Source organism: Paractinoplanes atraurantiacus, assembly GCF_900215205.1.
In the GTDB taxonomy this organism is placed as follows: domain Bacteria; phylum Actinomycetota; class Actinomycetes; order Mycobacteriales; family Micromonosporaceae; genus Actinoplanes; species Actinoplanes atraurantiacus.
Genome location: NZ_OBDY01000004.1, coordinates 18,215 through 44,242, shown reverse-complemented (window position 1 = coordinate 44,242; position 26,028 = coordinate 18,215). Strand labels below are relative to the sequence as shown.

Below are 26,028 nucleotides of genomic sequence, written 5' to 3'. Positions count from 1 at the left end.
GGTGCGGGGGCCGAGGGCGGTGCCTGGGCCGAGGGTGGTGCCTGGGCCGAGGGTGGTGCGGGGGCCGAGGGCGGTGTGGGGGACGGGCGCCGGCTGAAGGCCGGGGCGGCGGCGATGGCTGAGCACTGGCTGACTCGGGCGGCGGAGCGGGGGTATGCGGCGCATGTTCTGGTGCCGCGGCCCGGGGGTGGGCTGCGGGAGCATGTGCATGATGTCCTTCAGGTGGCGGCTTCGCTTCCCACCCGTGTGGTGTTGGTGGGGCACGGTGAAGGGGCGCGCGTGGTCGCGTACGCCATGGGCCGTTATCCGGCGAGAGCCGGGGCTTTGATCTGTCCTCTGGTGAAGGACAAGACCGTTCCGCGGGTGGTGGGGCGCGGGCCCGTGCTCGTGGCCGGGAGCCCGGATGATCGGGTCGTGGGGATGAAGGCGCTCGACCGGGTGGCGGGGCTCTACGGGGCGGCGCCGTTGCTCTTCCCGGGACTGGGCCACGATCTGATGCTCGACCCGGAGCCGATCGAGGCCGTTCTCGACTGGCTCGAGAAGGAGAGCGTCGTCAGGTAGTCCTGCGCCCACGCGTGGATGTCGTGGACGGTCAGGTAGTGGCGCATCGCGGCCATCCGGCGGGCCAGGTCGGCCGGTGCCGCGCTCATCGCGTGCAGCAGCGTCTCCTTCAGGCCGTCCACGTCGTGCGGATTGACCTGGAAGGCGTCTTCGAGCTCGGCTGCCGCGCCGGCGAACTCGCTCAGCACCAGGGCGCCGCTGTCGTCGCGCCGGGCCGCCACGAACTCCTTGGCGACCAGGTTCATGCCGTCGCGCAGCGGTGTCACCACCATGACGTCGGCCGTCTGGTAGAGCGCGGCCAGGTCGGCCCGGTCGAACGGCTGGTTCAGATAGTGAATGGCCGGCTCGCCGACCCGGCCGTACTCGCCGTTGATCCGGCCCACCTCGCGTTCGATGCGGTCCCGTAACCCGCGATAGGTCTCCACCCGCTCCCGGCTCGGCACCGCCACCTGCACCATCACCGTGTCGCGGACCTTCACCCGGCCGTCGCGCAGCAACTCCGAATAGGCCGTCAGACGATGTTCGATGCCTTTCGTGTAGTCGAGGCGGTCGACGCTGAGCAGGACCTTTTTCGGCGACCCGAGATCGTGCCGCAACTTCTTGGCCTGATTGATGACGTACGGGCGGGCGGACAGCGACCGCATCTCCGCCACATCGATCGAGACTGGGAACGCTCCCGTGCGTACCACCCGGTCTTCCAGGGCGATCGCGTCGTCCGCGCCCTCCGCACCCAGCAGTTTCGACGCCAGCTGGGCCACGTTGTGGGCCGCCTGCGGGCGCTGGAAGCCGACCAGGTCGGCCCCGAGCATGCCGCGCAGCAGCTCGACCCGGCGGGGGAGTTGCATGAACAGCTCGGGCGGCGGGAACGGCACGTGCAGGAAGAAGCCGATCAGCAGGTCGGGCCGCAGCTTCCGGAGCAGCTGCGGCACCAGCTGAAGGTGGTAGTCCTGCACCCAGACCGTGGCGCCCGGCTCGGCCACCTCGGCCGCCGCCTCGGCGAACCGGCGGTTGACCGCCCTATATGTCTCCCACCAGCCGCGGTCGAAGACCGGCGGCTCGACCGCGTCGTGGTAGAGCGGCCACAGTGTCGAGTTGGCGAAGCCCTCGTAGTAGCCGCGCGTCTCGTCCTCGTCGAGGGCCACCGGGCGCAGCCGCAGCGTGCCCACATCGGGCAGAGTGCGGGCCTCGCCGACCGTGCCGTCCCAGCCCACCCAGGTCGCCGGGGTCTGCTGGAGGATCGCGTGCAACGCTCCGGCCAGGCCGCCGGGACTTCGGCGCCACTCGCAGGCCCCGTCCGGGGCCGCGCTGTCATCGAGCGGAAGACGGTTGGCGACGACGACCAGCGAGCTCTGGCGCATCACCGAAGGTTACCGGACGGCCACCGGAGAGCTACAGGGACGGTGGTCTATACAACAGCGCCGTCGTCGTAGTCGTCGTCCTCGTCGTCACCCGACCGCAACCGCCAGACCAGCATGACCGCGCCCGAGACGATCGCGGCGAAGCCCAGCACCGTCACATAGTCGCGGTCGATCGGCAGCAGGCGCGGGAACAGGAACAGCACGAAGCCGACCACGACGCCGAGGACGCCGAACACCGCGTACTTCGAGATCTTCGGCAGCGGCGGGGGAGGGGGCGGCGTGTACCGCTCGTCCTCGTCGTCGCCGTCCGGGTTGTCGGGCAGGTCGTCGAGGCCGTCGAGCACCGACGGGTCGGGCTTGTCGGTGCGCCGCCGGTTGAGCGAGACGCCGGAGAAGTCGGCCGCTGACTGGAGCCCGCCCAGGCGCGGCGGCTCCTTGGGCGGCGCGTCGATGCCCTCGGCCTCAGGCCAGGGGGCCGCGGTCGGGTCGACGGTCGTGTGGAAGCCGGCCACGATCTTGGCCCACTCTGCCTCAATATCAGGCTCAGCGATGTCGGGCTCGGCCGTCGGGTCCTCGGGCGGGGTCGGCAGCGCGCCGCCGGTCACCTTGTGCAGATGCTCGCGGGCCGTGTCGAGGTGGGCCCGGTCGACGAAGAGCCGGTCGGTCGGCCGCGCGGGCAGGGTGGTGGCGCGCAGGATCGGATTGAGATCGGCCGTCGGCTGGAGGTACGCGGCGATGCCGCCGGCCGCCAGCACGTCAAGAAGGTGTTCGCCGACGCGCGGATCCACGTCGCCCGCTGCCGCGTAGTCGGCAGCGTCGAGTCCGTTGTCCCGCCGCCCGCGGCGAGCCCCACCCGCTGTCACTCCTGCACACTCCCTCGCCCGACCGTGCCTTGAATGGTGACACGACATGAGCCGGTTGCGGGAGTGCGTTGTGGCGCGCCGTCCCGCTTCGTACGCTTCCTCTGCGCCTCGATGTCCCGGAAGTCCAGGAAAGGACGCCGTGTTCTACTGGCTGCTCAAGTACGTGGTTCTCGGACCGCTTCTCAAGTTGCTCTTCCGCCCCGACGTGCGCGGCCTGTCCCACCTGCCCCGCAACGGCCCGGTGATCCTGGCCTGCAACCACCTGTCGTTCTCCGACTCGATCTTCACACCACTGATGGTCGATCGCAGGGTGACCTTCGTCGCCAAAGCCGAATACTTCACCGGCAAGGGGATCAAAGGCTGGCTCATGCGGCAGTTCTTCGCGGGCACGGGGACGATCCCGGTCGACCGTTCCGGTGGCAAGGCCGCCCAGGCGGCCCTCGAGACCCTGCTGAGAGTGCTGCGCGAGGGTGGCGTCGCGGGCATCTACCCGGAGGGCACCCGCTCGCCCGACGGGCGGCTCTACCGGGGCAAGACGGGTGTGGCCCGCCTGGCTCTGGAGAGCGGCGCCGTGGTCGTGCCGGTGGCGCTGCTCAACACCGACGAGATCCAGCCGACGGGCACGCTCATTCCCAAGATCCGGCGGGTACGGATGCAATTCGGCCAGCCGCTCGACTTCTCCCGCTACGCACAGTCGAAGGGCGACCGGTTCGTCGAGCGCGCCATCACCGACGAGATCATGTACGAGCTGATGACCCTCTCCGGCCGCGAGTACGTCGACGTGTACGCGGCGTCGCTGAAGACCTCGATCGAAGCTCCGAAGCGCGACCAAAGTCGCACTGCGCCCGTCGGTGTCGAGGGCTCCGAAAAAGGCTAGGCGCAGCCGAGGGCTTTTTCGGCGCCCTCGACACCGACCTCTCGGGGCGCAGTGCCCGCCGAGCGAAGCGAGGCCATCCTACGCAGTCATTCCAGCGCGACGCCGCAATGCCGGGAGGTCGGTGACCACGATCCTTCGGCCCTCGGTGCGCAGCCAGCCTCGGCTGGCGAACGAGCCGATGGCCTGGTTGACGCTCTGGCGCGAGCCGCCGGCCATCTCGGCCAGCTGACTCTGGTTGAGCTCGATCGTGATCATCGGGGCCTGGCTCTCGCCGGCCAGCCGGACCAGGGTCTTGGCGACCCGGCCGGGCAGGTCGAGGAAGACGTGGTCGGTGTTCTGCTCGGTGAGCCGGCGGATCAGCGCGCCCACCGACCGCATGACCGCGTCGAGGATGCGCGGGTTGGAGTGCACGAGGTCCATGAAGGCGGCCCGCGACAGGGTCAGCGCCTGGCAGTCCTCGATCGCCTCGGCCGAGGTGCTGCGGGTCGAGGCATCCAAAAGGGACACTTCGCCGAGTACGCCCGGAGGCCGCACCACGGTCAGGACGGCGCGTTCACCGGTCGGCGCCGTGCGGAAGATCGCCACCGCGCCGCGCCGCAGGATGATCAGTGACTCGCCGGGATCGTTCTCGACGAAGAGGATCTGTCCTTTGCGGTACGTCCGTGGCACAGCAGCCGCGATCACGCGCTGACGGACGTCCGGCTCGAGCCCGGCAAACATGTCGACGCCGGTCAGCGCGTCGCCGTTGTCCGGCATGCGATTGTCCACGGCGTCATCCCTCCCCCGGTGGGACCGCGTGTGTTGCGAGCGGCCGAATCGCGCCGCCCCCCGGCGCGAACGATCACTCTTAGCACAGAGCCACCCACCGGCGCCATTTCTGCGCACGTGTGCCCGCGAGCGCCTCATACGATCATGTCGTGCCGGTCGCTATCTGTAAACCTCTCAATTGCGAACGGTGAGGGCCTCCGGGGTATCACCCTGGTTGTCCGTTGTTTTTTACAAATCTGCACCGATAATCCCGCCGTGCCGGATGACGAGCTTCTTGAATCGACGCTGCGGGCCCAGTGGCATCTGGTCCCCGCCGAGATCACCGCCCTCCCGGACGTGCTCATGTCACACGGATGGGAGGTGACGGCCGGATCGCAGAGATACGTCGTCCGGCTCACCGAGACCGGCTGCCGCCAGCCGGTCGAGGCCGGCCTGGCCGCCGCCGAGCACCTGCGCGGGCGCGACATCGCCGCCGGTGAGCCGGTACGGACACTGTCCGGTGGCCTCACCGCGCAGACACCGGACGGCGCCCTGGCCGTGCTGCGCCGGATCCCCGGCCGCCGCCTCGACGGGGCCGACCCGATCGACCAGCAGTTCTGGGGCGACCGGCTCGGCGCCGCCCACCGGGCCCTTCAGGGCTTCCACCACCCGGGCCTGCGCCCGTGGCAACTGCTCGACCCCGACGCCCCGCACCTGGCCGGCGAGCCGTGGCTGCGCGGCGTCGTCCTCGACGCGGTCACGGCGGCCACCCGGGTCACGGTCACCGACCGCCTGACGTACGGGGTGCTGCACGGCGACCCGGCCCCGGACGTCTTCGTGGTCGATCCCGGCACCGGCCGGGCCGGGCTGCTCGACTGCGGGGCGAGCGGCCTGGGCCCGCTCGTCTACGACGTGGCCGCCGCCGTCGCGTACGCCGGAGGGCTGAGCCAGGCGGCCGAGCTGATCGACGGCTACGCCGCGGCCGGCCCGGTCGGCGCCGACGAGCTGTACGCCGTACTCCCGGTCCTGCTGCGGCTGCGCTGGGCCGTCCAGGCCGACCGTGCCGTACGTCTGGGTCTCCCGGAGACCCTGCGGAGTGCAAAAGCGGCCCTGGACGCCATGGGGGGTTGATCGTGAGGGAGGATGTCCCCCGATGCCCTACCGCTATTTTTATGACTGCGAGTTCATCGAGGACGGGGTCACCATCGACCTGGTCTCGATCGGCGTGGTCGACGAGTTCGGTCGCGAGTTCTACGCGATCAGCACGGAGTTCGACGACAGCAAGGCCATCCCCTGGGTGCGCCGCAACGTCCTCGACAAGCTCCCCTCGCCCTCCGACAAGGCGTGGCGCTCCCGCGAGCGGATCCGCGACGACCTGTACGCCTTTCTGACCGAGCCGGTCGAGGGCCGCAACGAGCAGATCGAGCTGTGGGCCTGGTTCGCCGCCTACGACCACGTCGCGCTGGCCCAGCTCTGGGGCGCGATGCCGGCCCTGCCGCGCGACATCCCGCGCTTCACCAAGGACCTGCGCCAGCTCTGGGACGACCAGGGCCGCCCGCACCTGCCGTCGATGTCGGGCCGGCACGACGCCCTGGTCGACGCCAAGCACAATTTGGCCCGCTGGCGCGCCATGGGTGGTTGAGCCGCGCCCGGCGGGGAACTGCCGTGCCATGACGAACACCGAGCAGGAGCAGCGCGACAAGGTCAAGCAGATGATCGCGGACGCCCGCATCTGCATGCTGACCACGATGACCGCCGACGGCAAGCACGTGAGCCGGCCCATGGCCCTGCAGGACGTCGAGTTCGACGGCGACCTCTGGTTCTTCACCTATTCGACGTCCGACCTGGTCGAGCAGATCGGCCTGCACCCGCAGGTCAACGTCGCTTTCAGTGACCAGAAGCAGAACAATTGGATCTCCGTGTCGGGCTCCGCGGTGCGGACGGACGATCCGGACAAGGCCCGCGAGCTGTGGAATCCGGCGCTCAAAGCCTGGTTCCCGGACGGACTCGAGACGCCGGAGCTTACGCTGGTCAAGGTGCATGCGGAGAGCGCCGAGTACTGGGCCGCGGCGCACAGTTCGAAGGTCGTCACTCTGCTCGGCTACGCCAAGGCGGCCGTAACCGGAAAGACCCCGGACGCGGGGGAGAACGAAACCGTCAGGCTGTAGCGGGGCGCTTCGGGGCGGTGTGAGCCGGACCGCTAAAGTTCGGCTTGCGGCCCGCCCCGGGCCCGGCAACGCTGCCGATCACTCGCTCCCTGGGGCTCGACGGGCCTGTGCAACTCGCACCTGAAATCAGGGAGGACGAGCAATCATGCGTATCGGCGTGCTCACCGGCGGCGGCGACTGCCCCGGTCTCAACGCGGTGATCCGGGCGGTGGTCCGCAAGGGCGTCGCCGCTTACGGTCACGAGTTCGTCGGGTTCCGCGACGGCTGGAAGGGCCCGCTCGAGGGCCTGACGAAGCCGCTCGGCATCGCCGAGGTCCGCGGCATCCTGCCGCGCGGCGGCACCATCCTGGGCTCCTCGCGCACCAACCCCTTCAAGATCGAGGGTGGCGTCGAGAAGATCAAGGCGAACCTGGCCGAGCAGGGCGTCGACGCCCTGGTGGCGATCGGCGGCGAGGACACCCTCGGCGTCGCCACCAAGCTCAACGACCTCGGCGTCAACGTCGTCGGCGTGCCCAAGACGATCGACAACGACCTCAACGCCACCGACTTCACCTTCGGCTTCGACACCGCGGTCAACATCGCGATGGAGGCGATCGACCGGCTGCACACCACGGCCGAGTCGCACCACCGCACGCTGGTCGTCGAGGTCATGGGCCGGCACGCCGGCTGGATCGCCCTGCACGCCGGCCTGGCCGGTGGCGCCAACGTGATCCTGCTGCCCGAGCGCCCGTTCGACGTCGAGCAGGTCGCGACGTACGTGACCAAGCGCTTCGAGGTCGAGTACGCGCCGATCGTGGTCGTCTCCGAGGGCGCGCAGCCGCTCGACGGCCAGATGTCGCTGCAGAGCAAGGAGCTCGACTCGTTCGGCCACGTCCGCCTCGGCGGCATCGGCCAGTGGCTGGCCGAGCAGCTGGAGGAGAAGACCGGCAAGGAGGCCCGTACGGTCGTCCTCGGTCACATCCAGCGCGGCGGCACCCCGACGGCGTTCGACCGGGTGCTCGCGACCCGCTTCGGCCTGCAGGCGATCGACGCCGTCCACGAGGGCGACTTCGGTAAGATGATGGCGCTGCGGGGCACCGACATCATCCGCGTGCCGCTGATCGAGGGCACCGGCGAGCTGAAGACCGTTCCGCTGTCGCGGTACGAAGAGGCCGAGGTCTTCTTCGGCAGCTGAGCTACGGCTTTGTCAGAGGGCGGCCGCGAGGCCGCCCTCTTTCTTTCAAGGGGCGGGTATGACGAAGCAGACGGTGGCCGTGATCGGCGCGGGCAAGCTCGGCGAGCTGGTCCTGTCCGGACTGCTGCGCTCGGGCTGGCCGGCCCAGCAGCTGCTGGCCACGACCCGCCGCCCGGAGCGGGCGTCGGAGCTGGCCGACCGGTACGGCATCCGCCCGGTGCTCAACCTGACCGCGGTGACCCAGGCCGACGTGCTGCTGGTCGCGGTGAAGCCGCAGGACGCGGGCAAGCTGCTGGACGACTTCGGCTCCAAGGTGCCGCCGGAGACGCTGGTCGTCTCGCTCTGCGCGGGCCTGCCGACGAGCTTCTTCGCCGATCGCCTGCCCGGTGGCATCCCGATCGTGCGGGTCATGACCAACACGCCGGCCCTGGTCGACCAGGCGATGACCGTGATCTCCCCGGGCCCGTACGCGACGGTCGAGCACCTGACCGTCGTCGAGGAGATCTTCCGCCCGCTCGGCCGCACGCTGCGGGTCCCCGAGTCGCAGCAGGACGCGGTGACCGCGCTGTCCGGCTCCGGCCCGGCCTATTTCTACCTGCTGGTCGAGGCGATGATCGACGCCGGCATCCTGCTCGGCCTGCCCCGCCAGGTGGCGCACGAGCTGGTCGTGCAGACCGCCATCGGCTCGGCCACCATGCTCCGCGATTCGGGCGAGCACCCGGTCAAGCTGCGCGAGGCGGTCACCTCGCCGGCCGGCACGACCATCTCGGCCATCCGCGAGCTCGAGGTCCACGGCGTGCGCGCCGCGTTCCTGACCGCGCTCGAGGCCGCCCGCGACCGCGCCCGCGCGATCGCCACCGAGATGTCGAGTTAGTACCAGATCGCGATCTTGGAGCCGTTGTTCTCCTCGGGCGGCGACGGGTGGCTCAGGGCCGTCCCGGTCGCCATCCGGTGGGCCGACCAGGCGACGGCGGCCGCGTCCAGGATGTCGTCCGGCGGGGCCTGCCCGGCCGGGCCGATCCCGTCGGGCAGCACGATCCCGTTGCGGGCGAGCAGCTCACGGCGGCGGGCCTGACCGGTCCAGGTCTTCTTGGCGTACTGCAGGGGCTCGCCCGCCATCGTGCGGAACGAGACCTCGGGGTGCGCCTCGAAGAGCAGGCCCGGGTGGCGTTCCCAGATCGCGTTGGCCTCGAGCAGTTTGGGCCGCAGGGCCCAGGACTGCCGGCTGAGCCCGGCCCCGGTCAGCTCCCGGCAGAGCCGGTTGGCCGCGGCGAAGTCGGACTCCTGCCAGACGGCGCGGGGCGGCACGCGGAAGACGCTGCCGCGGCGGGGCCCGAGCTGGTCGGCGGCGAGGGTGTCGGCCGCGCGCCAGGTGTCGGGGAGCATGCCGAGCGGGATGTCCACACCGATCACCGACGCGCCGGAGCTGCCGGCGACTATCTCGTACAGGGTGGAGGCCAGGACGGCCCGCCCGAAGGCGCCGTCGCGGAGCTCGACCCCGACCCAGCCGAGAGCGTAGGCATCGACGCCGATAACTCGGACGGTCATCGGCGGCGCGCGGGCTCGGTGGCTACGACGTCGAAGATGGTCATGACGGAAGACTACGCGTTGTATCCGTGGATGTGCACCCCGTAGCGGTCCGCTCCGCAAAGTTAAGCCTTTGCGTAATCCCTTCACCTTGTCTTGACGACTGTGAATATCTGTGACTACCGTCTCCTTCACTGAACTTTCAGGAAAGTTTCCTAATCGTTCGACGAGGAGTCAGAAGTGCAGAAATCCCTCCGTCGCGCCACCCTGGTGTCGGCGATCGTGGTGGTCGCGGCGACCGCCACGGTCCCGGCCACCATGGCGTCGGCCGCTGCGGCCTGTGCCCCCGCCTGGTCCTCCACCGCCACATACGTCAAGGACAACGTCGCTTCGCAGAGCGGACACAACTACACCGCCAAGTGGTGGACGCAGAACGAGTCGCCCGCCACGCACAGCGGACAGTGGGACGTCTGGATCGACAACGGCGTCTGTGGCGGCACCACACCCCCGACCACGCCACCCACCACCCCGCCGACCACGCCTCCCACCACCCCGCCCACGACGCCTCCGACGACGCCGCCCACCACCACGCCCCCGGGCACGAGCGGCAAGAACGTCGTCGGCTACTTCGCGCAGTGGGGCGTCTACCAGCGCCAGTACTTCGTCAAGAACCTCGTCACCTCGGGTTCGGCGGCGAAGCTGTCGCACATCCTGTACGCGTTCGGCAACACCACCGGCGGCCAGTGCACGATCGGTGACTCCTACGCCGACTACGACATGGCGTACACCGCGGCCAACAGCGTCGACGGCGTAGCCGACACGTGGGACGCCGGAGCGCTCCGCGGCTCGTTCAACCAGCTGCGCAAGCTCAAGAAGCAGTACCCGAACATCAAGATCATCTGGTCGTTCGGCGGCTGGACCTGGTCCGGTGGCTTCACCCAGGCCGCGGCGAACCCGACCGCGTTCGCCAACTCCTGCTACAACCTGGTCAAGGACTCCCGCTGGGCCGACGTCTTCGACGGCATCGACATCGACTGGGAGTACCCGAACGCCTGCGGCCTGAGCTGCGACGCGAGCGGACCGGCGGCGTACAACAACGTCATCACCGCGCTGCGGAACAAGTTCGGCTCGAACTTCCTGATCACCTCGGCGATCACGGCGGACGGCTCGAACGGCGGCAAGCTGGACGTGGCCGACTACGCGTCGGGCATCGCGAAGCTGAACCTGGTCTTCCCGATGACCTACGACTACTTCGGCGCCTTCGCCGCGCAGGGCCCGACCGCTCCGCACTCGCCGCTCACCTCGTACACCGGCATCCCGCAGGCCGGTTTCTACTCGGACGCGGCGATCCAGAAGCTGAAGAGCAAGGGCGTGCCGGCCAACAAGATCCTGCTCGGCATCGGCTTCTACGGCCGCGGCTGGACGGGCGTCACCCAGGCCGCACCGGGTGGTACGGCGACCGGCGCCGCCCCGGGCACCTACGAGGCCGGCATCGAGGACTACAAGGTCCTCAAGAACAGCTGCCCGCCCACCGGCACGGTGGCCGGAACCTCGTACGCGAAGTGCGGCAGCAACTGGTGGAGCTACGACACCCCGTCGACCATCGCCGGGAAGATGACCTACGCGAAGAACCAGGGTCTCGCCGGTGCGTTCTTCTGGGAGTTCTCGGGCGACACGACGAACGGTGAGCTGATCTCGGCCATCAAGAACAACCTGTAAGCGCTCATCTCCTCAGGTGAGAAGAGGGGCACCGGCCGCAAGGTCGGTGCCCCTCACTCGTAGGCTTTCCGTCATGCGCCGTGAGTGGCATCAGCTTTCGTACCCGGGGGTCGGCAACCCCGCTCTGCAGACCTCCCGCCCCTCGACCGACTCCGCCGAGGACGAGGCCCTCGGCCTCGACGTCTGGCGCGGCCTGCCCCGCGTGCAGGTGCCGCCGTGGGACGACCCGGCCGAGGTCGCCTCCGTCTGCGAGGTGCTCGACGTCGTCCCGTCGATCGTCGCCCCGTACGAGGTCGACCAGCTGCGGGTCAAGCTGGCCGAGGTCTGCGAGGGCCGCGCCTTCCTGCTTCAGGGTGGCGACTGCGCCGAGACGTTCGCCGACAACACCGAGAGCCACCTGCTGGCCAACGCCCGCACGCTGCTGCAGATGGCGGTCGTGCTCACGTACGGCGCGTCCATGCCGGTCGTCAAGGTCGCGCGGGTCGCCGGGCAGTACACCAAGCCCCGCTCGTCGGCCACCGACTCGCTCGGCCTGCCCGCCTACCGCGGCGACCTGATCAACTCGCTGGACGCGAACGAGGCCGCGCGCCGGGCCGACCCGCAGCGGATGATCCGGGCGTACGCCAACTCGGCCGCCGCGATGAACATGCTCCGGGCCTACCTGGCCGGCGGGCTGGCCGACCTGCACGGCCTGCACGACTGGAACAAGGACTTCGTCCGGGCGTCGCCGGCGGGGGAGCGGTACGAGGCGATCGCCCGTGAGATCGACCGGGCCCTCGACTTCATCCGGGCCTGCGGCATGACCGACAACGAGGCCCTGCGCACGGTCAGCCTGTACTGCTCGCACGAGGCGCTGGCGCTCGAGTACGACCGCGCGCTGACCCGGGTGAGCGACGGGCGGGCGTACGGCCTCAGCGGTCATTTCCTCTGGGTCGGCGAGCGGACCCGCCAGCTCGACCACGCGCACATCGACTTCATCAGCCGGATCGCCAACCCGATCGGCGTCAAGCTCGGCCCGGGCACCTCGCCCGAGACCGCGCTGGAGCTGTGCGAGAAGCTCAACCCGGAGAACATCCCGGGCCGGCTCACGCTGATCAGCCGGATGGGCAACGGCAAGGTCCGCGACGCGCTGCCGCCGATCGTCGAGAAGGTCACCGCGGCCGGTGCCAAGGTCGTCTGGCAGTGCGACCCGATGCACGGCAACACGCACGAGTCGTCGAACGGCTACAAGACCCGGCACTTCGACCGGATCGTCGACGAGGTGCTCGGCTACTTCGAGGTCCACCGCGGCCTGAGCACCCATCCGGGCGGCATCCACATCGAGTTGACCGGCGAGGACGTCACCGAGTGCCTGGGCGGCGCCCAGGGCATCGAGGACCTCGATCTGCCGGACCGCTACGAGACCGCCTGCGACCCCCGCCTCAACACTCAGCAGAGCCTCGAGCTCGCGTTCCTCGTAGCGGAGATGCTTCGTGGTTGATCTACGTTCCGACACCGTCACCCGGCCCACTCGCGAGATGCGGGAGGTCATGGCGTACGCCGAGGTCGGCGACGACGTCTTCGGCGACGACCCCACGGTCAACAGCCTCGAGGCGTACGTGGCCTCGCTGTTCGGTCATGAGGCGGCGCTGTTCGCGCCGAGCGGGTCGATGGCCAACCAGATCGCGCTTCAGCTGCACGTGCCGCCGGGCGGCGAGCTGCTGGCCGGTGCGGACGCGCATGTCGTCACGTACGAGGTGGGAGCGGCGGCCGCCATCGGTGGCATCTCGACCCGTACGTGGCCGTCGGTCGGTGCCGACCTCGACGTTGATCAGATCGCTGACATGATCCGTCCGGTGGGTTACCCGTCCGTGCCGACGCGGGCGATCGCTGTCGAGCAGACGCACAACCTGGGCGGGGGTACGACCGTCCCTCTGGCGACTTTGCGCGCACTGAGGGATTTGTCGGATAAATCGGGTGTCGGTCTGCACTGTGACGGTGCTCGGATCTGGCACGCTCACGTGGCCGACGGGATTGCCCTGTCGGACTACGGCGTGCTTTTTGACACTTTGTCGGTCTGCCTCTCCAAGGGCCTCGGCGCTCCGGTCGGCTCGCTGATCGTGGGCAGCCGCGAACGCATCGCCCAGGCCCGGGTCATCCGCAAGCGGATGGGCGGCGGCATGCGCCAGGTCGGCATCCTCGCCGCGGCCGGCCGCTACGCCCTCGACAACCACATCGAGCGCCTGACCGACGACCATGCCCGCGCCAAGCGCCTCGCCGAGGCGCTGGCCCCGCTCGGCGTGGTCGACCCGTCCCGCGTACGGACGAACCTGGTCCTTCTCGATCTGTCGAAGTCCTCGCTGGACGCGCCCACCCTGGCCGCCCGCGCCGCCGAGCGGGACGTCCTGATCGCCCCGATGCTCCCGAAGATCGCCCGGGTGATCACCCACCTGGACGTCGACGACGCCGGCGTCGACCGGGCCATCGAGGTGCTGAGCGACATCCTGTCGCACTGACCGTTCGGCCGGCGCCGAACGATCGGCACGGTCTCATGGGGCCATGACCGACACCCCTGAGACCGACGGCCGCCACCCGGCGGACGTGGTCACCACGATGATCGAAGCGTGTCTCGCGCGGGCCGCCACCTGGCCCGCGTGGGATGGCGTCCCCCGTCCGGTGGACGACCGCGTCTACACGCCGCACAAGGCGGTCCGGCGGATCACCGACCATCTGATCGACCACCTGGCGGAGATCGAGGCGCGCCTGGCCGGCGTGCCCACGATTCCCGACCACTGGCACGCCTCGGCGATCACCACGGCCGCCGACCTGGCCCCGTTCACCGCCGAGGATCTCGACGAGGCCCGCAGCCGCCTGAGCCGGCTGGCCCAGCTCTACGAGCTGCGCCTGCGGGCCGCCGGCCCGGCCGCCCTGGACCGCCGTGACGGCGATGCCTGGTCGCCGCGGCAGATCGCCTTCCACCTCGAAGGCTCGCTCTATTACGCCGACGCCCTCGGTTTCCTGCGCTGACCCCGGGAAAAGCTCAAGCTCGCGGTCGCGCCGCCGAAGGTGGGGCATGCGTGAAGCCGCCGTACGCCTCCCGGCCCGGAACGGGTTCGAGGAGGAGCTGACCGCGCTGGTCGGTGCGGTCTACGCGAGTCACGCCGGCCTCGCCGACCGGGCCCGGGCCCTGGAACAGCGGGCTCTCGCGGCCGGCGACCGGCAGTACGCGGCGCTGGCCCGGCTGGTCGTGGCCGACGTGGACAACCGCGGTGGGCGGCAGAACCAGGGCATCAAGGCCGCGCACGCCGAGCTGAGCGCCGCCGGCGACCGGCTCGTGGTGGCCAAGGCGCACGCGGTCATCGCCGGTGGTCTGTGGCGGCTCGGCGACAACGCCGAGGCGGTCAAGCACGCCTACGAGGCGGACCGGCTGCTCACCGAGGACGACCCGCTCGGCCTGCGGGTCGACCACGCCGTCATCCTGGCCGCCCAGGTCAACGACCAGCGGCTGGGCCGGGTCTCGCACGAGGAGTACCGGGTCGCCCAGCGGCTGGCCGACCGGCTCGGCCACCCCGACCTGATCACCGCCAACCTCAACAACTGGGCCTGGTCCTGCTTCCGGGAGAACGACCAGCCGACCGCGCGGCGGCTGGCCCGGCAGATGCAGGAGCACAGCGCCCGCTCCGGGCACCCGCTGAACACCTCCTGCGCCGACACCGTGGCCCGGGTCCTGATGGCCGACGGGCAGATCAGCCTTGCCACCCGGATCCTCGAGGACGCGCTGGCCCACGCGCCGTCCACCGACGTCGACGCCGTGCCGGCCTGCCTGATCACGTTCGCCGAGATCAAGCGGGCCGAGGGCGACGTGCCGGGGGCGCTGGCCCTGCTCGAGCGCTGCCGCGAGCTGACCCGGCGCGACGACGTGCCCGAGATGGACGCGATCGCCCTGCAGCTGCTGGCCACCTGCCACGCCGACCTCGGCAACTTCGAGAGCGCGTACCGCGAGATGGTCGAGTTCCACCAGGCGTGGACGGTGCGCCGCACCGAGCAGAGCGAGGCCCTGGCCTCGGTCACCCAGGCCCGCTTCGCGATCGACGAGGCCCGCCGCGACCGGGAGCGTTTCCGCGAGCTGGCCGAACGGGACGCGCTGACCGGCCTGTGGAACCGGCGCCGCTCCGACGAGCACCTGGCCGCGGCGCTGGCCGCCGGCGTGTCCCCGATGAGCGTGGCCATCCTCGACCTCGACCACTTCAAGCGGGTGAACGACACCTTCTCGCACGAGGCCGGCGACAGCGTGCTGCGCCGCGTCGGCGACATGCTGCGAGCCATCGTCGAGCCGCACGGCCACGCGGCCCGGCACGGCGGCGAGGAGTTCGTGCTCTTCCTGTCGCTCGATCCCGCGCGGGCGCTGACCATCTGCGAGCAGGTGCGGGCGGCGGTGGCCGCCTACGACTGGTCCGGGATCGCGGCCGGCCTGCGGGTCACCACCAGCATCGGCCTGACCGCGCTGCGCCCCGGCGACGACGCCCGGACGGCGCTGGCCCGGGCCGACGCCCACCTGTACGCGGCCAAGGAGAACGGCCGTGATCAGGTCGTGGCCTGAGCCGCCGCCCTCGTGAATCCGCGGATCACCGGGTGGGGATCGGAGCCGTCGCCCGCCAGCTCCGGCTGAAAGAGCGTGGCCAGGTAGAACGGGTGGCCGGGAAGCTCGGCCACCCGGACGTCGCCGTTGTCGTCGGCGCCGGTGAAGCGCATGCCGTGCTCGCGCAGCACCTCGATGTAGCCCGGCGCGATGCCGTAAGAGCAGTGGTAGCGCTCGATCGTCCGGGCGCCGCCCAGCAGCGACTCGATCAGTGAGCCCGGCGTCAGGTCGACCGCGCCCTCGTGCCCGGCCAGCGAGCAGGACAGCTCGGCGATCAGGGCCTCGTCCCCGTCGTGACCGTTCTCCGCGTGCCGGGCGCCGGGCATCGCGCAGACGTCGCGCGCGAACTCGAGCATGGCGTGCTGGAATCCGCCGCACGTGCCCAGGAACGGAATGCCCTCCTCGCGGGCGGTCCGGGCCGCGGTGACGGCGCCGGCTTCGCTGCGGTACGGGCTGCCGGGCGTCAGCCAGATCCCCGCGTACCCCCGGAGCACGGCCGGATCGACCGCCTCCGGCGTGGGCACCCAGTACACGTCGAGATCGACCTGCTCCCGCTCCCGCAGCGCGTCGATGATCCTCGGAATCCGGGAGTGCGCCCGCACGGCCGGCGACCGGTCTCCCACCAGGGCAATCGCAATCATGCACTCATCCTCGGCCCGCCGGAGCATCAGGTCCAACGATGTCTGCTGACGCTGGCATTAGCATCCCTGATGTGGACCCCCACCTGCTGCGCACGTTCCTGGCCGTCGCCGACACCGGCTCGTTCAGCGCGGCCGCCGACCGGCTCCGCTACACCCAGTCGGCGGTCTCGCAGCAGATAGCCGCCCTCGAGGCCGACTTGCGCACCCCATTGCTGACCAGGCGCCCGGTCACTCTCACCCCGGCGGGGAAGAGGTTGCGACATCACGCTTCGCTTCTTCTCGTACGCCTGGAGGCCGCCCGCGCCGACGTGACGAGGGTGATCGCCCCACCGGGCCGGCTGATCGTCGCCCTCACACCCCTGGCCTGGCACCCGGAGCTGGCCGGGGCGCTGGCCCGGCTGCGTACCGAATCGGCCCGTCTCTCCGCCCGGCTCCGGATCGCCGGCCGTGACCAGGTCGTCGCGAGCGTCGCCACCGGCGAGGCCGACCTGGGCCTGGCCGACGGTTTCACCGCGCCCAGCGACCCGCTGCGGCTGCCCGACGCCGGCGCTGCCCGGGCGGCCGGCGTCACCGAGAGTCCGGCCGTGGTGGCCGTCCCGGTCGACCATCCGGTCGCGCGCCGCCGGGCGGTGGAGCTGAGCGATCTGGCCGACGCCTATTGGATCGACGCGCCGGACGTAGCGCCGTTCGGCCGCCTGCCGGTCGACGGGCTCCGGCCGGGGCTGCGGTACGACGGCGCCGACGTGACCGTGCTGACCGGGCTGATCGCCGCCGGGCACGGACTGGCGGTCCTGCCCGAGCCGGCGGTGGCGGCCCACCCGGGTCTGGCCGCGGTGCCGATCGCCGTGCCCCGGCTCGTGCACCGGATAGAGCTTCTGCGCATTCCGGAGCAGCTCACAGGGGGTGAGCCGGCCGCTCGCCTGGCCGCCATGTTAAACGCCGGTAACGAATCGCAGTGATCTTTTCAACAGCGGCGCCGGCGCGCACAGCAAATGAACAGGGTGAATAGCGGAGCGCTATAGGACGGCTACGTATCGACGTTGAACCGGGGTGGGGAGATCTCCGCGCCGCCATTATCGTGCGCGGAGCCATGTCTGAGATCTTGAGTGCGCCGGTCGGCGCCGCACCCGCCAGCGCACCGGTCAGCGCCCCCAAGGGGCAGCGCATGGCCTGGCTCGACGCGCTTCGCGGCTTCGCCGCGGCCACCGTGGCCCTGTTCCACCTGAGCCCCTTCGTGCTCGGGCGTGAGCGGCACCTCCAGATCTACAGCTACTTCGACTTCGGCAAGTACGGGGTTCTGCTCTTCTTCCTGGTGAGCGGCTACGTCATCCCGATGTCCCTGGAGCGGCACGGCTCCCTGCGCAAGTTCTGGATCGGGCGGCTGTTCCGGATCTACCCGACCTATCTGTTCGCCATCGTCACGGTCGGGCTCTTCATGGCCCTCGGCTTCATGCCGCTCAACAAGACCATGGGCGCCGAGACCATCACCGCGGTCCTCGGCCAGGTCACGATGCTCCAGGACTTCGTCGGCATCGGCGGCCTGATCACACCGTTCTGGACCCTCTCCTTCGAGATGGCCTTCTACCTGATCGTGGCCGGGCTCTTCGTCTGGGGCCTGCACCGGCTCAGCGCCTGGTGGGCGGCCGGCCTCGCGGTGCTCGCGATCGTGGCCGGCACCCGGCTGCCCGACGGGCTGCTGGGTGCGGCCTTCGCCCACCGGCGGGCCCTGGCCGCGCTGCTGGTCCTGGTGCTCGCGGCCAGCCTGTACGCCTATTTCCAGGGCCGCCGCGTCCTCGTGCTGGCCGCCGGGGCGGCCGGGATCGGCCTCGTCCTGCTGCCGATGGTCAACGGACACGCCACCAAGACGGTCGTCGCCACCTCGTCCTGGCAGGCCGTGCTCATGCTGTCGGTGATGTTCGCGGGCACGGTCATCTACCGGCTTCAGCACGGGCAGACCGGCCGCCGGGCGGCCATCGCGGCCCTGAGCACCGTCTTCGTCTGCTGCGTGCTCACCAACTGGCTGCACACCGGCCAGCGCACCGAGCTGGTCCGCTGGACCCTCGTCTCGATCGCCGTGGCGGGCAGCTTCGGTCTGGCCTTCGCGCTGCGCGGCAAGCCCATGCCGGCCGTGCTGACCTGGCTCGGCGCGATCAGCTTCTCGGTCTACCTGACCCACATCGCGGTGATGAACGTCGTCCTGCACATCACACCGGACGAGGTGATCGACTCGGCGTTCGGGTGGATTGTCGTGGGAAGCGCCTTCATCGCCGGCACCCTCGCCCTCAGCTCGTTCGCCTACCGCTTCGTCGAGCAGCCGGGTCAGAAACTCGGCCGGCGCGCCCAGAAACGCGTCGACGCCGTCTTCGGCATGGAAGAGCCGCTGCGCGCGGCCCCCTGGACCCAGCAGCCGGAGCCGACCCCGGTGCCCGGCACGTGGCTCTCATCGGCCGCGGCCCGCCTCCGCCGCTCCGGCCCCACCGGCCAGAGCGCGCCGGCCCTCCGAAGCCCGGCCGCCCAGAGCGCGCCGGACCTCCGAAGCTCAGCCGGCCCGAGCGCGCCGGACCGCCGCGGCCAGCTGTACGGCGCCCGCCACGGCCAGCAGCAGCCAGACGGCGACGGCCACGACTGGCAGGGCCGCCGCGCCCACCCGGCCGAAGACCGCTACCAGGACGCGGGCGGCCCGTTCGGCCACCGTCACAGCGCCGATTTCGGACTTCCCGGCCGCTGAGACTCGCCGTCGCACGGCTCGAACGATGCCGGCGCGCCTCCGCGCTTCGCGCAGCCCGGCGCAGGCCTCCCGGGAGTCCCGCCGCGGACAAGGCGGGCGGTCAGACCGTGCGGCGGGTGGCGGCGTCGGCCAGGCGGTGCAGGACCTGGCGGGCCTCGTTGTCGAGCGGGGCCGCGTCGAGGGCGGCCAGCGAAGCCGTCATGAGCTCGTCGATGCGCTTCTCGGTGGCGGCCAGGGCGCCCGAGTCGCGGATCAGATCGCGCAGGCGCCGCACGCCGGCGTCGTCGAGGCCCTGGTTGCCCAGGCCCTCGTCGAGCTCGGCCTGTTCCTTCTCGCCCAGGCCCGCGAAGGCCGCGGCCACCAGGTAGGTGCGCTTGCCCTCGCGCAGGTCGTCGCCGGCCGGCTTTCCGGTCTGTGCCGGGTCGCCGAAGACGCCCAGCACGTCGTCGCGGAACTGGAACGCCTCGCCCAGCGGCAGGCCGAACGCCGTATAGGCCGCGAACACGTCCTCGCCCGCGCCCGCCAGGGAGGCTCCGAGCAGCAGCGGGCGCTCGACCGTGTATTTCGCCGACTTGAAGCGGGCCACCTTTCCGGCCCGCTCCACCGACGTGTCCGCCGTGGCCTGGGTGAGCACGTCCAAATACTGGCCGACCGTGACCTCAGTGCGCATCTCGTCGAAGATCGGGCGGGCCCGGGTGATCTCGGCCACGCCGGCCCCGGAGCTCTGCAGCATCTCGTCCGACCAGACCAGGGCCAGGTCACCCAGGAGCACGGCCGCGCTGTCGCCGAACGCCGCCGAGCCGCCCCGCCAGCCGGCCGACGTGTGCAGGCGCTCGAAGCGGCGGTGCACCGACGGCTCGCCGCGCCGGGTGTCCGAGCGGTCCATCAGGTCGTCGTGGATGAGGGCGCTGGCCTGCACCAGCTCGAGCGCCGAGACCGCGGCCACGATCTGGTCGGAGTCGGCCCCGCCCGCGCCCCGGTAACCCCAGTAGGCGAACGCCGGGCGCAGCCTCTTGCCGCCGCCGAGCACGAAGTCCTCGAGCGCGGCCGACACGTCGGCCAGGGCCGGGTCGATCGTCGTCAGGCGGTCGCGCTGCGCGGCAAGGAACGCGCCCAGCGCCTTGTCGACGCGGGCACGTAGGTCGGAGGCATCGGTGACAAGCACCCCGTGACGCTAGCCCAAGCTCAGCGGGCTGCTGACGGTAGAGTCGACGTGTGGCTCTCGGACTGCCCTCGCGCCTGCCCGGCACCCCCGCGATCGGTGACCTGATCGCCGGGCCCGAGCCCACCTTCTCGTTCGAGTTCTTCCCGCCCAAGACCGCCGAGGGCGAGCGCCTGTTGTGGCGCGCCATCCGTGAGCTCGAGCCTTTGAGGCCCGACTTCGTCTCCATCACGTACGGGGCGGGCGGCACCACCCGCGACACGACCGTCGCCGTCACCGAGCGGGTGGCCACCGAGACGACGCTGCTGCCGATGGCGCATCTGACCGCGGTGAACCATTCGGTGGCCGAGCTCCGCAACGTCATCGGCCGGCTGGCCGGCGCCGGTGTCCGCAACGTGCTCGCCGTGCGCGGCGACCCGCCCGGCGACCCGATGGGCGAGTGGGTGCGGCATCCCGAGGGTGTGCTCTACGCGGAGGACCTGGTCCGGCTGGTCAAGGAGTCCGGCGACTTCAACGTCGGGGTGGCCGCGTTCCCGTACAAGCACCCCCGCTCGGACGACGTCGACACCGACACCGCCCACTTCGTCCGCAAGTGCCGGGCCGGCGCCGACTTCGCGATCACCCAAATGTTCTTCGAGGCCGACGACTATCTGCGCCTGCGTGACCGGGTGACCGCGGCCGGTTGCGCCGTCCCGATCGTCCCCGGTGTCATGCCGGTGACCCGGATGGCGACGATCGAGCGTTCCTCGCAGCTGTCCGGCGCCCCGTTCCCGCCGGCCCTGCTGGCCCGCTTCGAGAGGGTCGCCCACGACGAGGCCGCCGTCCGCGCCCTCGGGGTCGAGGTGTGCGCCGAGATGTGCGCCCGCCTGCTGGCCGAGGGCGTGCCCGGCATCCACTTCATCACCCTCAACCGTTCCACCGCGACCCGCGAGGTCTGGCAGTTGCTCGCCCCTACGGTCGCGGCCGTCTGAGCGTGCTCTGGGACGATTACGCCGCCACCTGGTCCGGCTTGCACGGCGGCTTCGATCCGCGACGGGCCTCTTTTCTCGTACGAGGGTGGGTGCGCCTCGCGTACACCTGCGGCTCCTGGCTGACCCGCCGCCGCATCGGGCCGATGGCCGTGACCACCGCCGGGTTGGTCCTGTGCCTGCTGGTGCCGGCCGCCGCGTGGCTGGGCCGTCCCGTGCTGATCCTGGCGGCCGCCCTGGCGCTGCTGGCCGCCCTGGCCGACAGCATGGACGGCGCGGTCGCCGTGATCAGCGGCCGTACGACCAAGCTCGGCTACGTCTACGACTCGGTCGCCGACCGCCTGGGCGAGGCGGCCTGGCTGACCGCCTTCTGGCTGGCCGGCGCCCCCGGCGCGCTGGTCGTGGCGGCGGGCGCCCTGAGCTGGCTGCACGAGTACGCCCGGGCGAGGGCCTCAGCCGCGGGGATGTCCGAGATCGGCGCCGTGACGGTCGCCGAACGCCCCACCCGCGTCCTGGTAGCGATCTTCGGTCTGGTCGGCGCGGCGGCCCTGCCGGTCGTGGCCACCGTGGCCACCGGCGTCTGGCTGCTGCTGGCCGTGGTGGGCGCCGTCCAGCTGGCCGCGGCGGTCCGGCGCGCTCTGGCCGGCTGAGCCGCCTCGAGGCCGGGACGGCACAGGGCTTGGCGGGCGTGACTCAGCGCACGCCGCAGTAAGGCCGGCCCCGCGACGGAGCGGGGGCTGTGCTTCTGCGGTCGTGCGCCCTCGGATGCGTACCTCTGCGTCCTAGAAACCCACGGCCTGGGCGCGGCGCTTCACCTCGCGGGCGCGGTCGCCGCCCAAGGCCTTCGCGGCACAGCCGTCCAGGGTGTCGTCGGGCTGGTAGAGCCACCGCAAGGCCTCTTCGTCGTTATACCCGGCGTCGCGCAGCAAGGTCAGTACGCCGGGGAGGTGCTTGAGCACGGTGGCGTTGGCAACGAGATCGGCGGGGACCACGCGGACGTTGTCGCGGCGCACCGCGAGCAAATGCCCGTCGCGGATCATCTGGTGCACCTTGCTGATCGACACATCGAGCTTCGCGGACACGTCCGGCAGGTTGATCCACTCGGTCGGTCCGGCGGTTACGGAATCGCTCACTCCTACAGCGTGCCAGAAGAGCGGAGAGACAACCCCATGAGCCTGCTGCGCAGGACCCGTACGGAGATGGCCGGGGCGTGGCGTTCGCTGCGCTACGACATGGGCCGGGCGCCCGCCGAGCCGCCGGCGGGCGGGCCCGACGTGACGTCCACGGGTATGAGCACGTTCGGCATGGTGCCGCCGTCTTTGGAAAGTGAGGCGCGTCCGGCGCCGCACCGGCGGCCCCGGCGGGCGCTGGCGGTGACCGCGTTCGGGACGCTGACGGTGGTCGGGGCGGCGGGGGCCTATCTGGGTGTCGTGAACGGGCTGGGGTCGCTGATCTCCGAGCGGCCGGCGGCGGCCGACACTGTGGCCGCGGCTCGGGCGGGGGCGGGGCCGGCCGCGGCGTCTTCGCCCAAGGCGGCGGGACCGCGTGTCGCGCAGGCGCCGGTCGCGGCCGGGGGTGTGGTCGTGCCGCCGACCGCCATCGGGGCTGACGGCACCAGCCTCGGCAACGGATCCGGCCTCACCGACGGCCGCGGCCTCGGTTCTGGTGCCGGCCCCGGCCCAGGCCTCGGCACCGGTGGCGGCCTGGCGGCGGCCCCGACGCTCGCTCCTGGTGCCGGTTCGCTTCCCGTGACAAATCCGACAAGTCCGTCGAGGCCGGTAAAGCCGACGAAGACGGAATGTCACTGTGAGCAGCCACCGGTGCCCACGCCGGCCGCTCCGACCTTGTCGCCGTCGCCCACTCCGTCGGCATCGACCAGCACCGAGCCCTCGCCCAGTGAGACAAGCGCCACTCCGGACGAATCGGTCGAGCCCAGCCCTAGTTGGCAGGGCCGCCGCCACCGGCGTCATAACCACTAAATCCGTTTTTGTCGGGGTGAATGTCTCGGTTGGAGTCCACGCGCGTACCCGTTTGGACTCAGCTATGACATCCTGGACCGCCCCCACACGAAAGACACATACACTTCACGCCGATGGACACCACAGTCGCCGACACGTTGATCGGCACGACGATTGACGGCCGCTACCGGATCACCGGTCGCGTGGCCCGTGGTGGCATGGCGACCGTCTACACGGCCACCGACGAACGACTCGAGCGCACCGTCGCTCTGAAGATCATTCACCCGTCGCAGGCGACCAACGTCCACTTCGTGGACCGGTTCACCGACGAGGCCAAGACGATCGCCCGGCTCACCCACCCCAACATCGTCGCCGTGTACGACCAGGGCCGCCACCAGGGCCTGCCCTATCTGGTCATGGAGTACGTGCAGGGCCGCACCCTTCGCGACCTGCTCACGCAGCGGCGCCGGCTCAACCCGGTGGAGGCGCTGGCGATCCTCGAGCAGATGCTCGCCGCGATCGCCGCCGCCCACCGGGCGGGCCTCGTGCATCGCGACGTGAAGCCGGAGAACGTGCTGGTCGCCGAGGCGCCGAGCGGCGGTGTCGGCAACCTCGTCGACAGCGTCGTCAAGGTGGCCGACTTCGGCCTGGCCCGTGCCGTCGAGGCGAGCACGGCCGACGACTCCGGCCAGCTCATGGCCACGGTCGCCTATGTCGCGCCCGAGCTGGTCACCGATGGGCACGCCGACGCGCGCACCGACGTCTACTCGGCCGGCATCGTGCTCTTCGAGATGCTCACCGGGCGGGTGCCGTTCGACGGCGACGACCCGGTCGCGGTCGCCTGGGAGCATGTCGACAACGACGTGCCCGCGCCGTCGAGCGTGGTCAAGGGCCTGCCCTCGGTGCTCGACGACCTGACCGCCCGGGCCACCCGGCGCGATCCGGGCGCCCGCCCGACCGACGCCGGCGCGCTGCTGGCCGAGGTGCAGACGGTCCGCGACGACCTCGGCGCGGCCAACGTCGAGACCGCGCTGCTGCGCCAGGTGCCCGCCTCGCGCGGCGCCATGGCCGACGCCACGACCGTGGTGCCCGCCGTGGCCGACCGGCCCCCGTGGGCCCGACTGCCCGGGCAGAACGGGCCGAGCGGTCCGGGCGGCCCCGGCGGCCCGCCGCCGCGCGGCCAGGAATACACGGCCGGCCGCGTTCCCCGCTCGCGCTCGCAGAAGAGCGGTCCCGACCGGCGCAAGATCTTCCTGTCGGCGGCCATCGCCGTCATGGTGCTCGTCGTCGTCGGCAGCACGTGGTGGGTCTTCCTGGGCCGCTACAGCGACGCGCCGGCCATGGTCAACATGACGAAGGCCCAGGCCGAGTTGTACGCCGACCAGAACGGCTTCGAGCTGTTCTACGCCGAGGGGCAGTTCAACGAGACCGTCCCGAAGGACACGGTCGTCAACCAGGACCCGGCCGCCGGTGAGCGGATCGTCCGGGGCGGCGCCCTGACGCTGACCCTGTCGCTGGGCAAGGAGCGCTTCGGCGTGCCCGACCTGGCCGGCCTGGAGCTGACCGCCGCCCAGGGCCAGCTCGAGCAGCTCGGCCTGAAGATCAAAAAGGGCGGTCACCAGTACAGCGACACCATCCCCGAGGGTGCTGTCATCTCGTCCGACCCCAAGACCGGCACCGAGCTCAAGCGCGGCGACACGGTCACCGTGGTGACCAGCGACGGCAAGGCGCCGATCCAGGTGCCCGACCTCGTCGGCAAGAACATCAACGACGTCCGCAACGAGCTGGCCGGCCTGGGCCTGCAGGCGCAGGAGCGCTACAAGGACAGCGACCAGCCGGCCGACACGGTGATCGCGCAGACGCCCAAGCCGGGCACCGGCGTGGCCCGCGACGACGTGGTCACCCTCGACGTGAGCAAGGGCCCGCCGCTGGTGACCGTGCCCGACCTCACCAACCAGCCCTGCCGGCAGGCCGAGGCGACACTGAAGGGCATGGGCCTCAACGTCCATATCGACTTCAACGCCGACGCCTTCGTCCGCAGTCAGCAGCCGGGCGGCAACACGCAGGTGGCGCCGGGCAGCGAAGTAAGGATCCAGTGCTTCTAAACCGCCGTATCGGTTCACACACCAAGACGTCGGGAGGGCTGGCCAAGGCCGCCCTCCCGTATGTCGACGCCGCGGGGTCCGAGACCCTCCAGGTGTACGTCTCCAACTCGCGCGGCTGGGCTCTCCCGTCCGGCGACCCGAAGCAGGACACCCTGTTCCGCGACGGCTGTGGCGAGCGCGGCGTCCCCGCGTACATCCACGCCTCTCTGCTCGTGAACCTGGGCTCGCCGACCGAGTTGACGGTCGAGCGCTCGGTGGATGTGCTCGCGCACGCCCTGGAGCGTGGCCAGGCGATCGGGGCGACCGCCGTGGTCTTCCACGCCGGCAGCTCGGTCGACGAGGCCCACGACGACAAGGCGTTCCACCAGCTCCGCGAGGCCCTGATGCCGCTGCTCGACAAGGCCGCGGCGCAGGGCCTGCCGCGCCTGCTGGTCGAGCCGAGCGCGGGCGGCGGCCGCAGCCTCGCCTCGAAGGTGCAGGACCTGGGCCGCTACCTCGACGCGGTCGACCGGCACGAGTGGCTGGGCGTCTGCTTCGACACCTGCCACGCCTGGGCGGCCGGCCACGACCTGGCCACCCCCGGCGGCATGACCGAGACCCTGGAGGCGCTGGTGGCCACGGTCGGCCGCGAGCGCCTCCAGCTGATCCACGCGAACGACTCGAAGGACGAGTGCGGTTCCACCCGCGACCGCCACGAGACGATCGGCGCCGGCCGCATCGGCACGGCCGCCTTCGCCGAGCTGATGGCTCACCCCGCCACCGAGAACGTCCCGGTCATCGTCGAGACCCCATCGGTCGCCCACGAGGGCCACGCGGCCGACATCGCCCTGCTGAAATCCCTCCGCGGCTGACCA

At 71.1% G+C, this 26,028-nt stretch carries 26 protein-coding genes; 19 read left to right on the top strand and 7 right to left on the bottom strand.

Going from position 1 to position 26,028, the window contains the following annotated elements:
* The coding region (locus CRP55_RS52915; protein ID WP_369076903.1) for an alpha/beta hydrolase at positions 1-561 on the top strand (561 nt) is incomplete at its 5' end.
* On the opposite strand, the gene CRP55_RS12080 is transcribed toward CRP55_RS52915, so the two are convergent.
* Positions 450-1,919: an alpha,alpha-trehalose-phosphate synthase (UDP-forming) gene (locus CRP55_RS12080; protein WP_097319961.1), complete on the bottom strand. Its 1,470-nt coding sequence runs from the start codon at positions 1,917-1,919 to the stop codon at positions 450-452. The genes CRP55_RS52915 and CRP55_RS12080 overlap by 112 nt on opposite strands.
* A 47-nt stretch (positions 1,920-1,966) precedes the next feature.
* Positions 1,967-2,782: a hypothetical protein gene (locus tag CRP55_RS12075; RefSeq protein WP_097319960.1), complete on the bottom strand. Its 816-nt coding sequence runs from the start codon at positions 2,780-2,782 to the stop codon at positions 1,967-1,969.
* A gap of 139 nt (positions 2,783-2,921) precedes the next feature.
* Here CRP55_RS12075 and CRP55_RS12070 point away from each other — a divergent pair, with 139 nt between their 5' ends.
* Positions 2,922-3,659, top strand: coding sequence for a lysophospholipid acyltransferase family protein (locus tag CRP55_RS12070; protein ID WP_097319959.1), 738 nt, complete (start codon positions 2,922-2,924; stop codon positions 3,657-3,659).
* Between the two features lie 78 nt (positions 3,660-3,737).
* Here CRP55_RS12070 and CRP55_RS12065 read toward each other — a convergent pair whose 3' ends face one another.
* Complete coding sequence (locus CRP55_RS12065) at positions 3,738-4,415, bottom strand: Crp/Fnr family transcriptional regulator (RefSeq protein ID WP_438865789.1); 678 nt, start codon at positions 4,413-4,415, stop codon at positions 3,738-3,740.
* Between the two features lie 267 nt (positions 4,416-4,682).
* Here CRP55_RS12065 and CRP55_RS12060 point away from each other — a divergent pair, with 267 nt between their 5' ends.
* The 5 genes from CRP55_RS12060 to proC all read left to right on the top strand — a co-directional run bounded on the left by CRP55_RS12060 (position 4,683) and on the right by proC (position 8,622).
* Positions 4,683-5,537 (top strand): phosphotransferase enzyme family protein, encoded by an 855-nt coding sequence (locus CRP55_RS12060; protein WP_097319957.1) that lies wholly within the window; start codon positions 4,683-4,685, stop codon positions 5,535-5,537.
* A gap of 22 nt (positions 5,538-5,559) precedes the next feature.
* Positions 5,560-6,048, top strand: coding sequence for a polyadenylate-specific 3'-exoribonuclease AS (locus tag CRP55_RS12055; RefSeq protein WP_097319956.1), 489 nt, complete (start codon positions 5,560-5,562; stop codon positions 6,046-6,048).
* Positions 6,049-6,076: 28 nt separating this feature from the next.
* Positions 6,077-6,574 carry a pyridoxamine 5'-phosphate oxidase family protein gene (locus CRP55_RS12050; protein ID WP_097319955.1) on the top strand — a complete coding sequence of 166 codons (498 nt, stop codon included), beginning with the start codon at positions 6,077-6,079 and terminating at the stop codon, positions 6,572-6,574.
* 145 nt (positions 6,575-6,719) lie between these two features.
* Positions 6,720-7,748: a 6-phosphofructokinase gene (locus CRP55_RS12045; RefSeq protein ID WP_097319954.1), complete on the top strand. Its 1,029-nt coding sequence runs from the start codon at positions 6,720-6,722 to the stop codon at positions 7,746-7,748.
* Between the two features lie 58 nt (positions 7,749-7,806).
* Positions 7,807-8,622, top strand: a complete 816-nt coding sequence (gene proC, locus CRP55_RS12040; RefSeq protein ID WP_097319953.1) for a pyrroline-5-carboxylate reductase — start codon at positions 7,807-7,809, stop codon at positions 8,620-8,622.
* Here proC and CRP55_RS12035 read toward each other — a convergent pair.
* Entirely contained in the window at positions 8,619-9,296 is a 678-nt protein-coding gene (locus CRP55_RS12035) for a DUF429 domain-containing protein (protein ID WP_097319952.1), read from the bottom strand. The two genes, proC and CRP55_RS12035, sit on opposite strands and share 4 nt — an antisense overlap.
* Positions 9,297-9,515: 219 nt before the next feature.
* Between CRP55_RS12035 and CRP55_RS12030 the strand changes: the two genes are divergently transcribed.
* From CRP55_RS12030 to CRP55_RS12010, 5 genes are all read left to right on the top strand, one after another.
* Positions 9,516-10,994 carry a glycosyl hydrolase family 18 protein gene (locus CRP55_RS12030; RefSeq protein ID WP_097319951.1) on the top strand — a complete coding sequence of 493 codons (1,479 nt, stop codon included), beginning with the start codon at positions 9,516-9,518 and terminating at the stop codon, positions 10,992-10,994.
* Positions 10,995-11,067: 73 nt separating this feature from the next.
* Positions 11,068-12,474, top strand: coding sequence for a class II 3-deoxy-7-phosphoheptulonate synthase (locus CRP55_RS12025; protein WP_097319950.1), 1,407 nt, complete (start codon positions 11,068-11,070; stop codon positions 12,472-12,474).
* On the top strand, positions 12,467-13,489 hold the full coding sequence (locus tag CRP55_RS12020; RefSeq protein ID WP_097319949.1) for a threonine aldolase family protein: 1,023 nt from the start codon (positions 12,467-12,469) through the stop codon (positions 13,487-13,489). Before CRP55_RS12025 ends, CRP55_RS12020 begins: the two co-directional genes overlap by 8 nt.
* 43 nt (positions 13,490-13,532) lie before the next feature.
* Positions 13,533-14,000 carry a hypothetical protein gene (locus tag CRP55_RS12015; RefSeq protein ID WP_097319948.1) on the top strand — a complete coding sequence of 156 codons (468 nt, stop codon included), beginning with the start codon at positions 13,533-13,535 and terminating at the stop codon, positions 13,998-14,000.
* Positions 14,001-14,046: 46 nt separating this feature from the next.
* Positions 14,047-15,573: a GGDEF domain-containing protein gene (locus tag CRP55_RS12010; RefSeq protein WP_101536182.1), complete on the top strand. Its 1,527-nt coding sequence runs from the start codon at positions 14,047-14,049 to the stop codon at positions 15,571-15,573.
* Here the strand turns inward: CRP55_RS12010 and CRP55_RS12005 are convergent.
* Complete coding sequence (locus CRP55_RS12005; RefSeq protein WP_097320323.1) at positions 15,558-16,253, bottom strand: CTP synthase C-terminal region-related (seleno)protein; 696 nt, start codon at positions 16,251-16,253, stop codon at positions 15,558-15,560. The two genes, CRP55_RS12010 and CRP55_RS12005, sit on opposite strands and share 16 nt — an antisense overlap.
* A 71-nt stretch (positions 16,254-16,324) precedes the next feature.
* On the opposite strand from CRP55_RS12005, the gene CRP55_RS12000 reads away from it, so the two are divergent.
* Together CRP55_RS12000 and CRP55_RS11995 are read left to right on the top strand one after the other, a co-directional pair.
* Positions 16,325-17,212: a LysR family transcriptional regulator gene (locus tag CRP55_RS12000; protein WP_097319946.1), complete on the top strand. Its 888-nt coding sequence runs from the start codon at positions 16,325-16,327 to the stop codon at positions 17,210-17,212.
* Between the two features lie 131 nt (positions 17,213-17,343).
* Entirely contained in the window at positions 17,344-18,981 is a 1,638-nt protein-coding gene (locus CRP55_RS11995) for an acyltransferase family protein (protein ID WP_097319945.1), read from the top strand.
* A 100-nt stretch (positions 18,982-19,081) separates the two neighbouring features.
* On the opposite strand, the gene CRP55_RS11990 is transcribed toward CRP55_RS11995, so the two are convergent.
* Positions 19,082-20,146, bottom strand: a complete 1,065-nt coding sequence (locus CRP55_RS11990; RefSeq protein ID WP_097319944.1) for a polyprenyl synthetase family protein — start codon at positions 20,144-20,146, stop codon at positions 19,082-19,084.
* Between the two features lie 50 nt (positions 20,147-20,196).
* Here CRP55_RS11990 and metF point away from each other — a divergent pair, with 50 nt between their 5' ends.
* Together metF and CRP55_RS11980 are read left to right on the top strand one after the other, a co-directional pair.
* Positions 20,197-21,114: a methylenetetrahydrofolate reductase [NAD(P)H] gene (gene metF, locus CRP55_RS11985; RefSeq protein WP_097319943.1), complete on the top strand. Its 918-nt coding sequence runs from the start codon at positions 20,197-20,199 to the stop codon at positions 21,112-21,114.
* 2 nt (positions 21,115-21,116) lie between these two features.
* Positions 21,117-21,761 (top strand): CDP-alcohol phosphatidyltransferase family protein, encoded by a 645-nt coding sequence (locus CRP55_RS11980; RefSeq protein ID WP_097319942.1) that lies wholly within the window; start codon positions 21,117-21,119, stop codon positions 21,759-21,761.
* Positions 21,762-21,893: 132 nt separating this feature from the next.
* On the opposite strand, the gene CRP55_RS11975 is transcribed toward CRP55_RS11980, so the two are convergent.
* Positions 21,894-22,244 (bottom strand): Rv2175c family DNA-binding protein, encoded by a 351-nt coding sequence (locus CRP55_RS11975; protein WP_097319941.1) that lies wholly within the window; start codon positions 22,242-22,244, stop codon positions 21,894-21,896.
* A 36-nt stretch (positions 22,245-22,280) separates the two neighbouring features.
* On the opposite strand from CRP55_RS11975, the gene CRP55_RS52060 reads away from it, so the two are divergent.
* The 3 genes from CRP55_RS52060 (at position 22,281) to CRP55_RS11960 (ending at position 26,025) form a co-directional block, all read left to right on the top strand.
* Positions 22,281-23,090: a hypothetical protein gene (locus tag CRP55_RS52060; protein ID WP_143234570.1), complete on the top strand. Its 810-nt coding sequence runs from the start codon at positions 22,281-22,283 to the stop codon at positions 23,088-23,090.
* Between the two features lie 113 nt (positions 23,091-23,203).
* A complete protein-coding gene (locus CRP55_RS11965) occupies positions 23,204-25,174 on the top strand; it encodes a Stk1 family PASTA domain-containing Ser/Thr kinase (RefSeq protein WP_097319939.1) in 1,971 nt (656 codons plus the stop codon).
* Entirely contained in the window at positions 25,165-26,025 is an 861-nt protein-coding gene (locus CRP55_RS11960) for a deoxyribonuclease IV (RefSeq protein WP_179855135.1), read from the top strand. Before CRP55_RS11965 ends, CRP55_RS11960 begins: the two co-directional genes overlap by 10 nt.
* Positions 26,026-26,028: the final 3 nt, after the last annotated feature.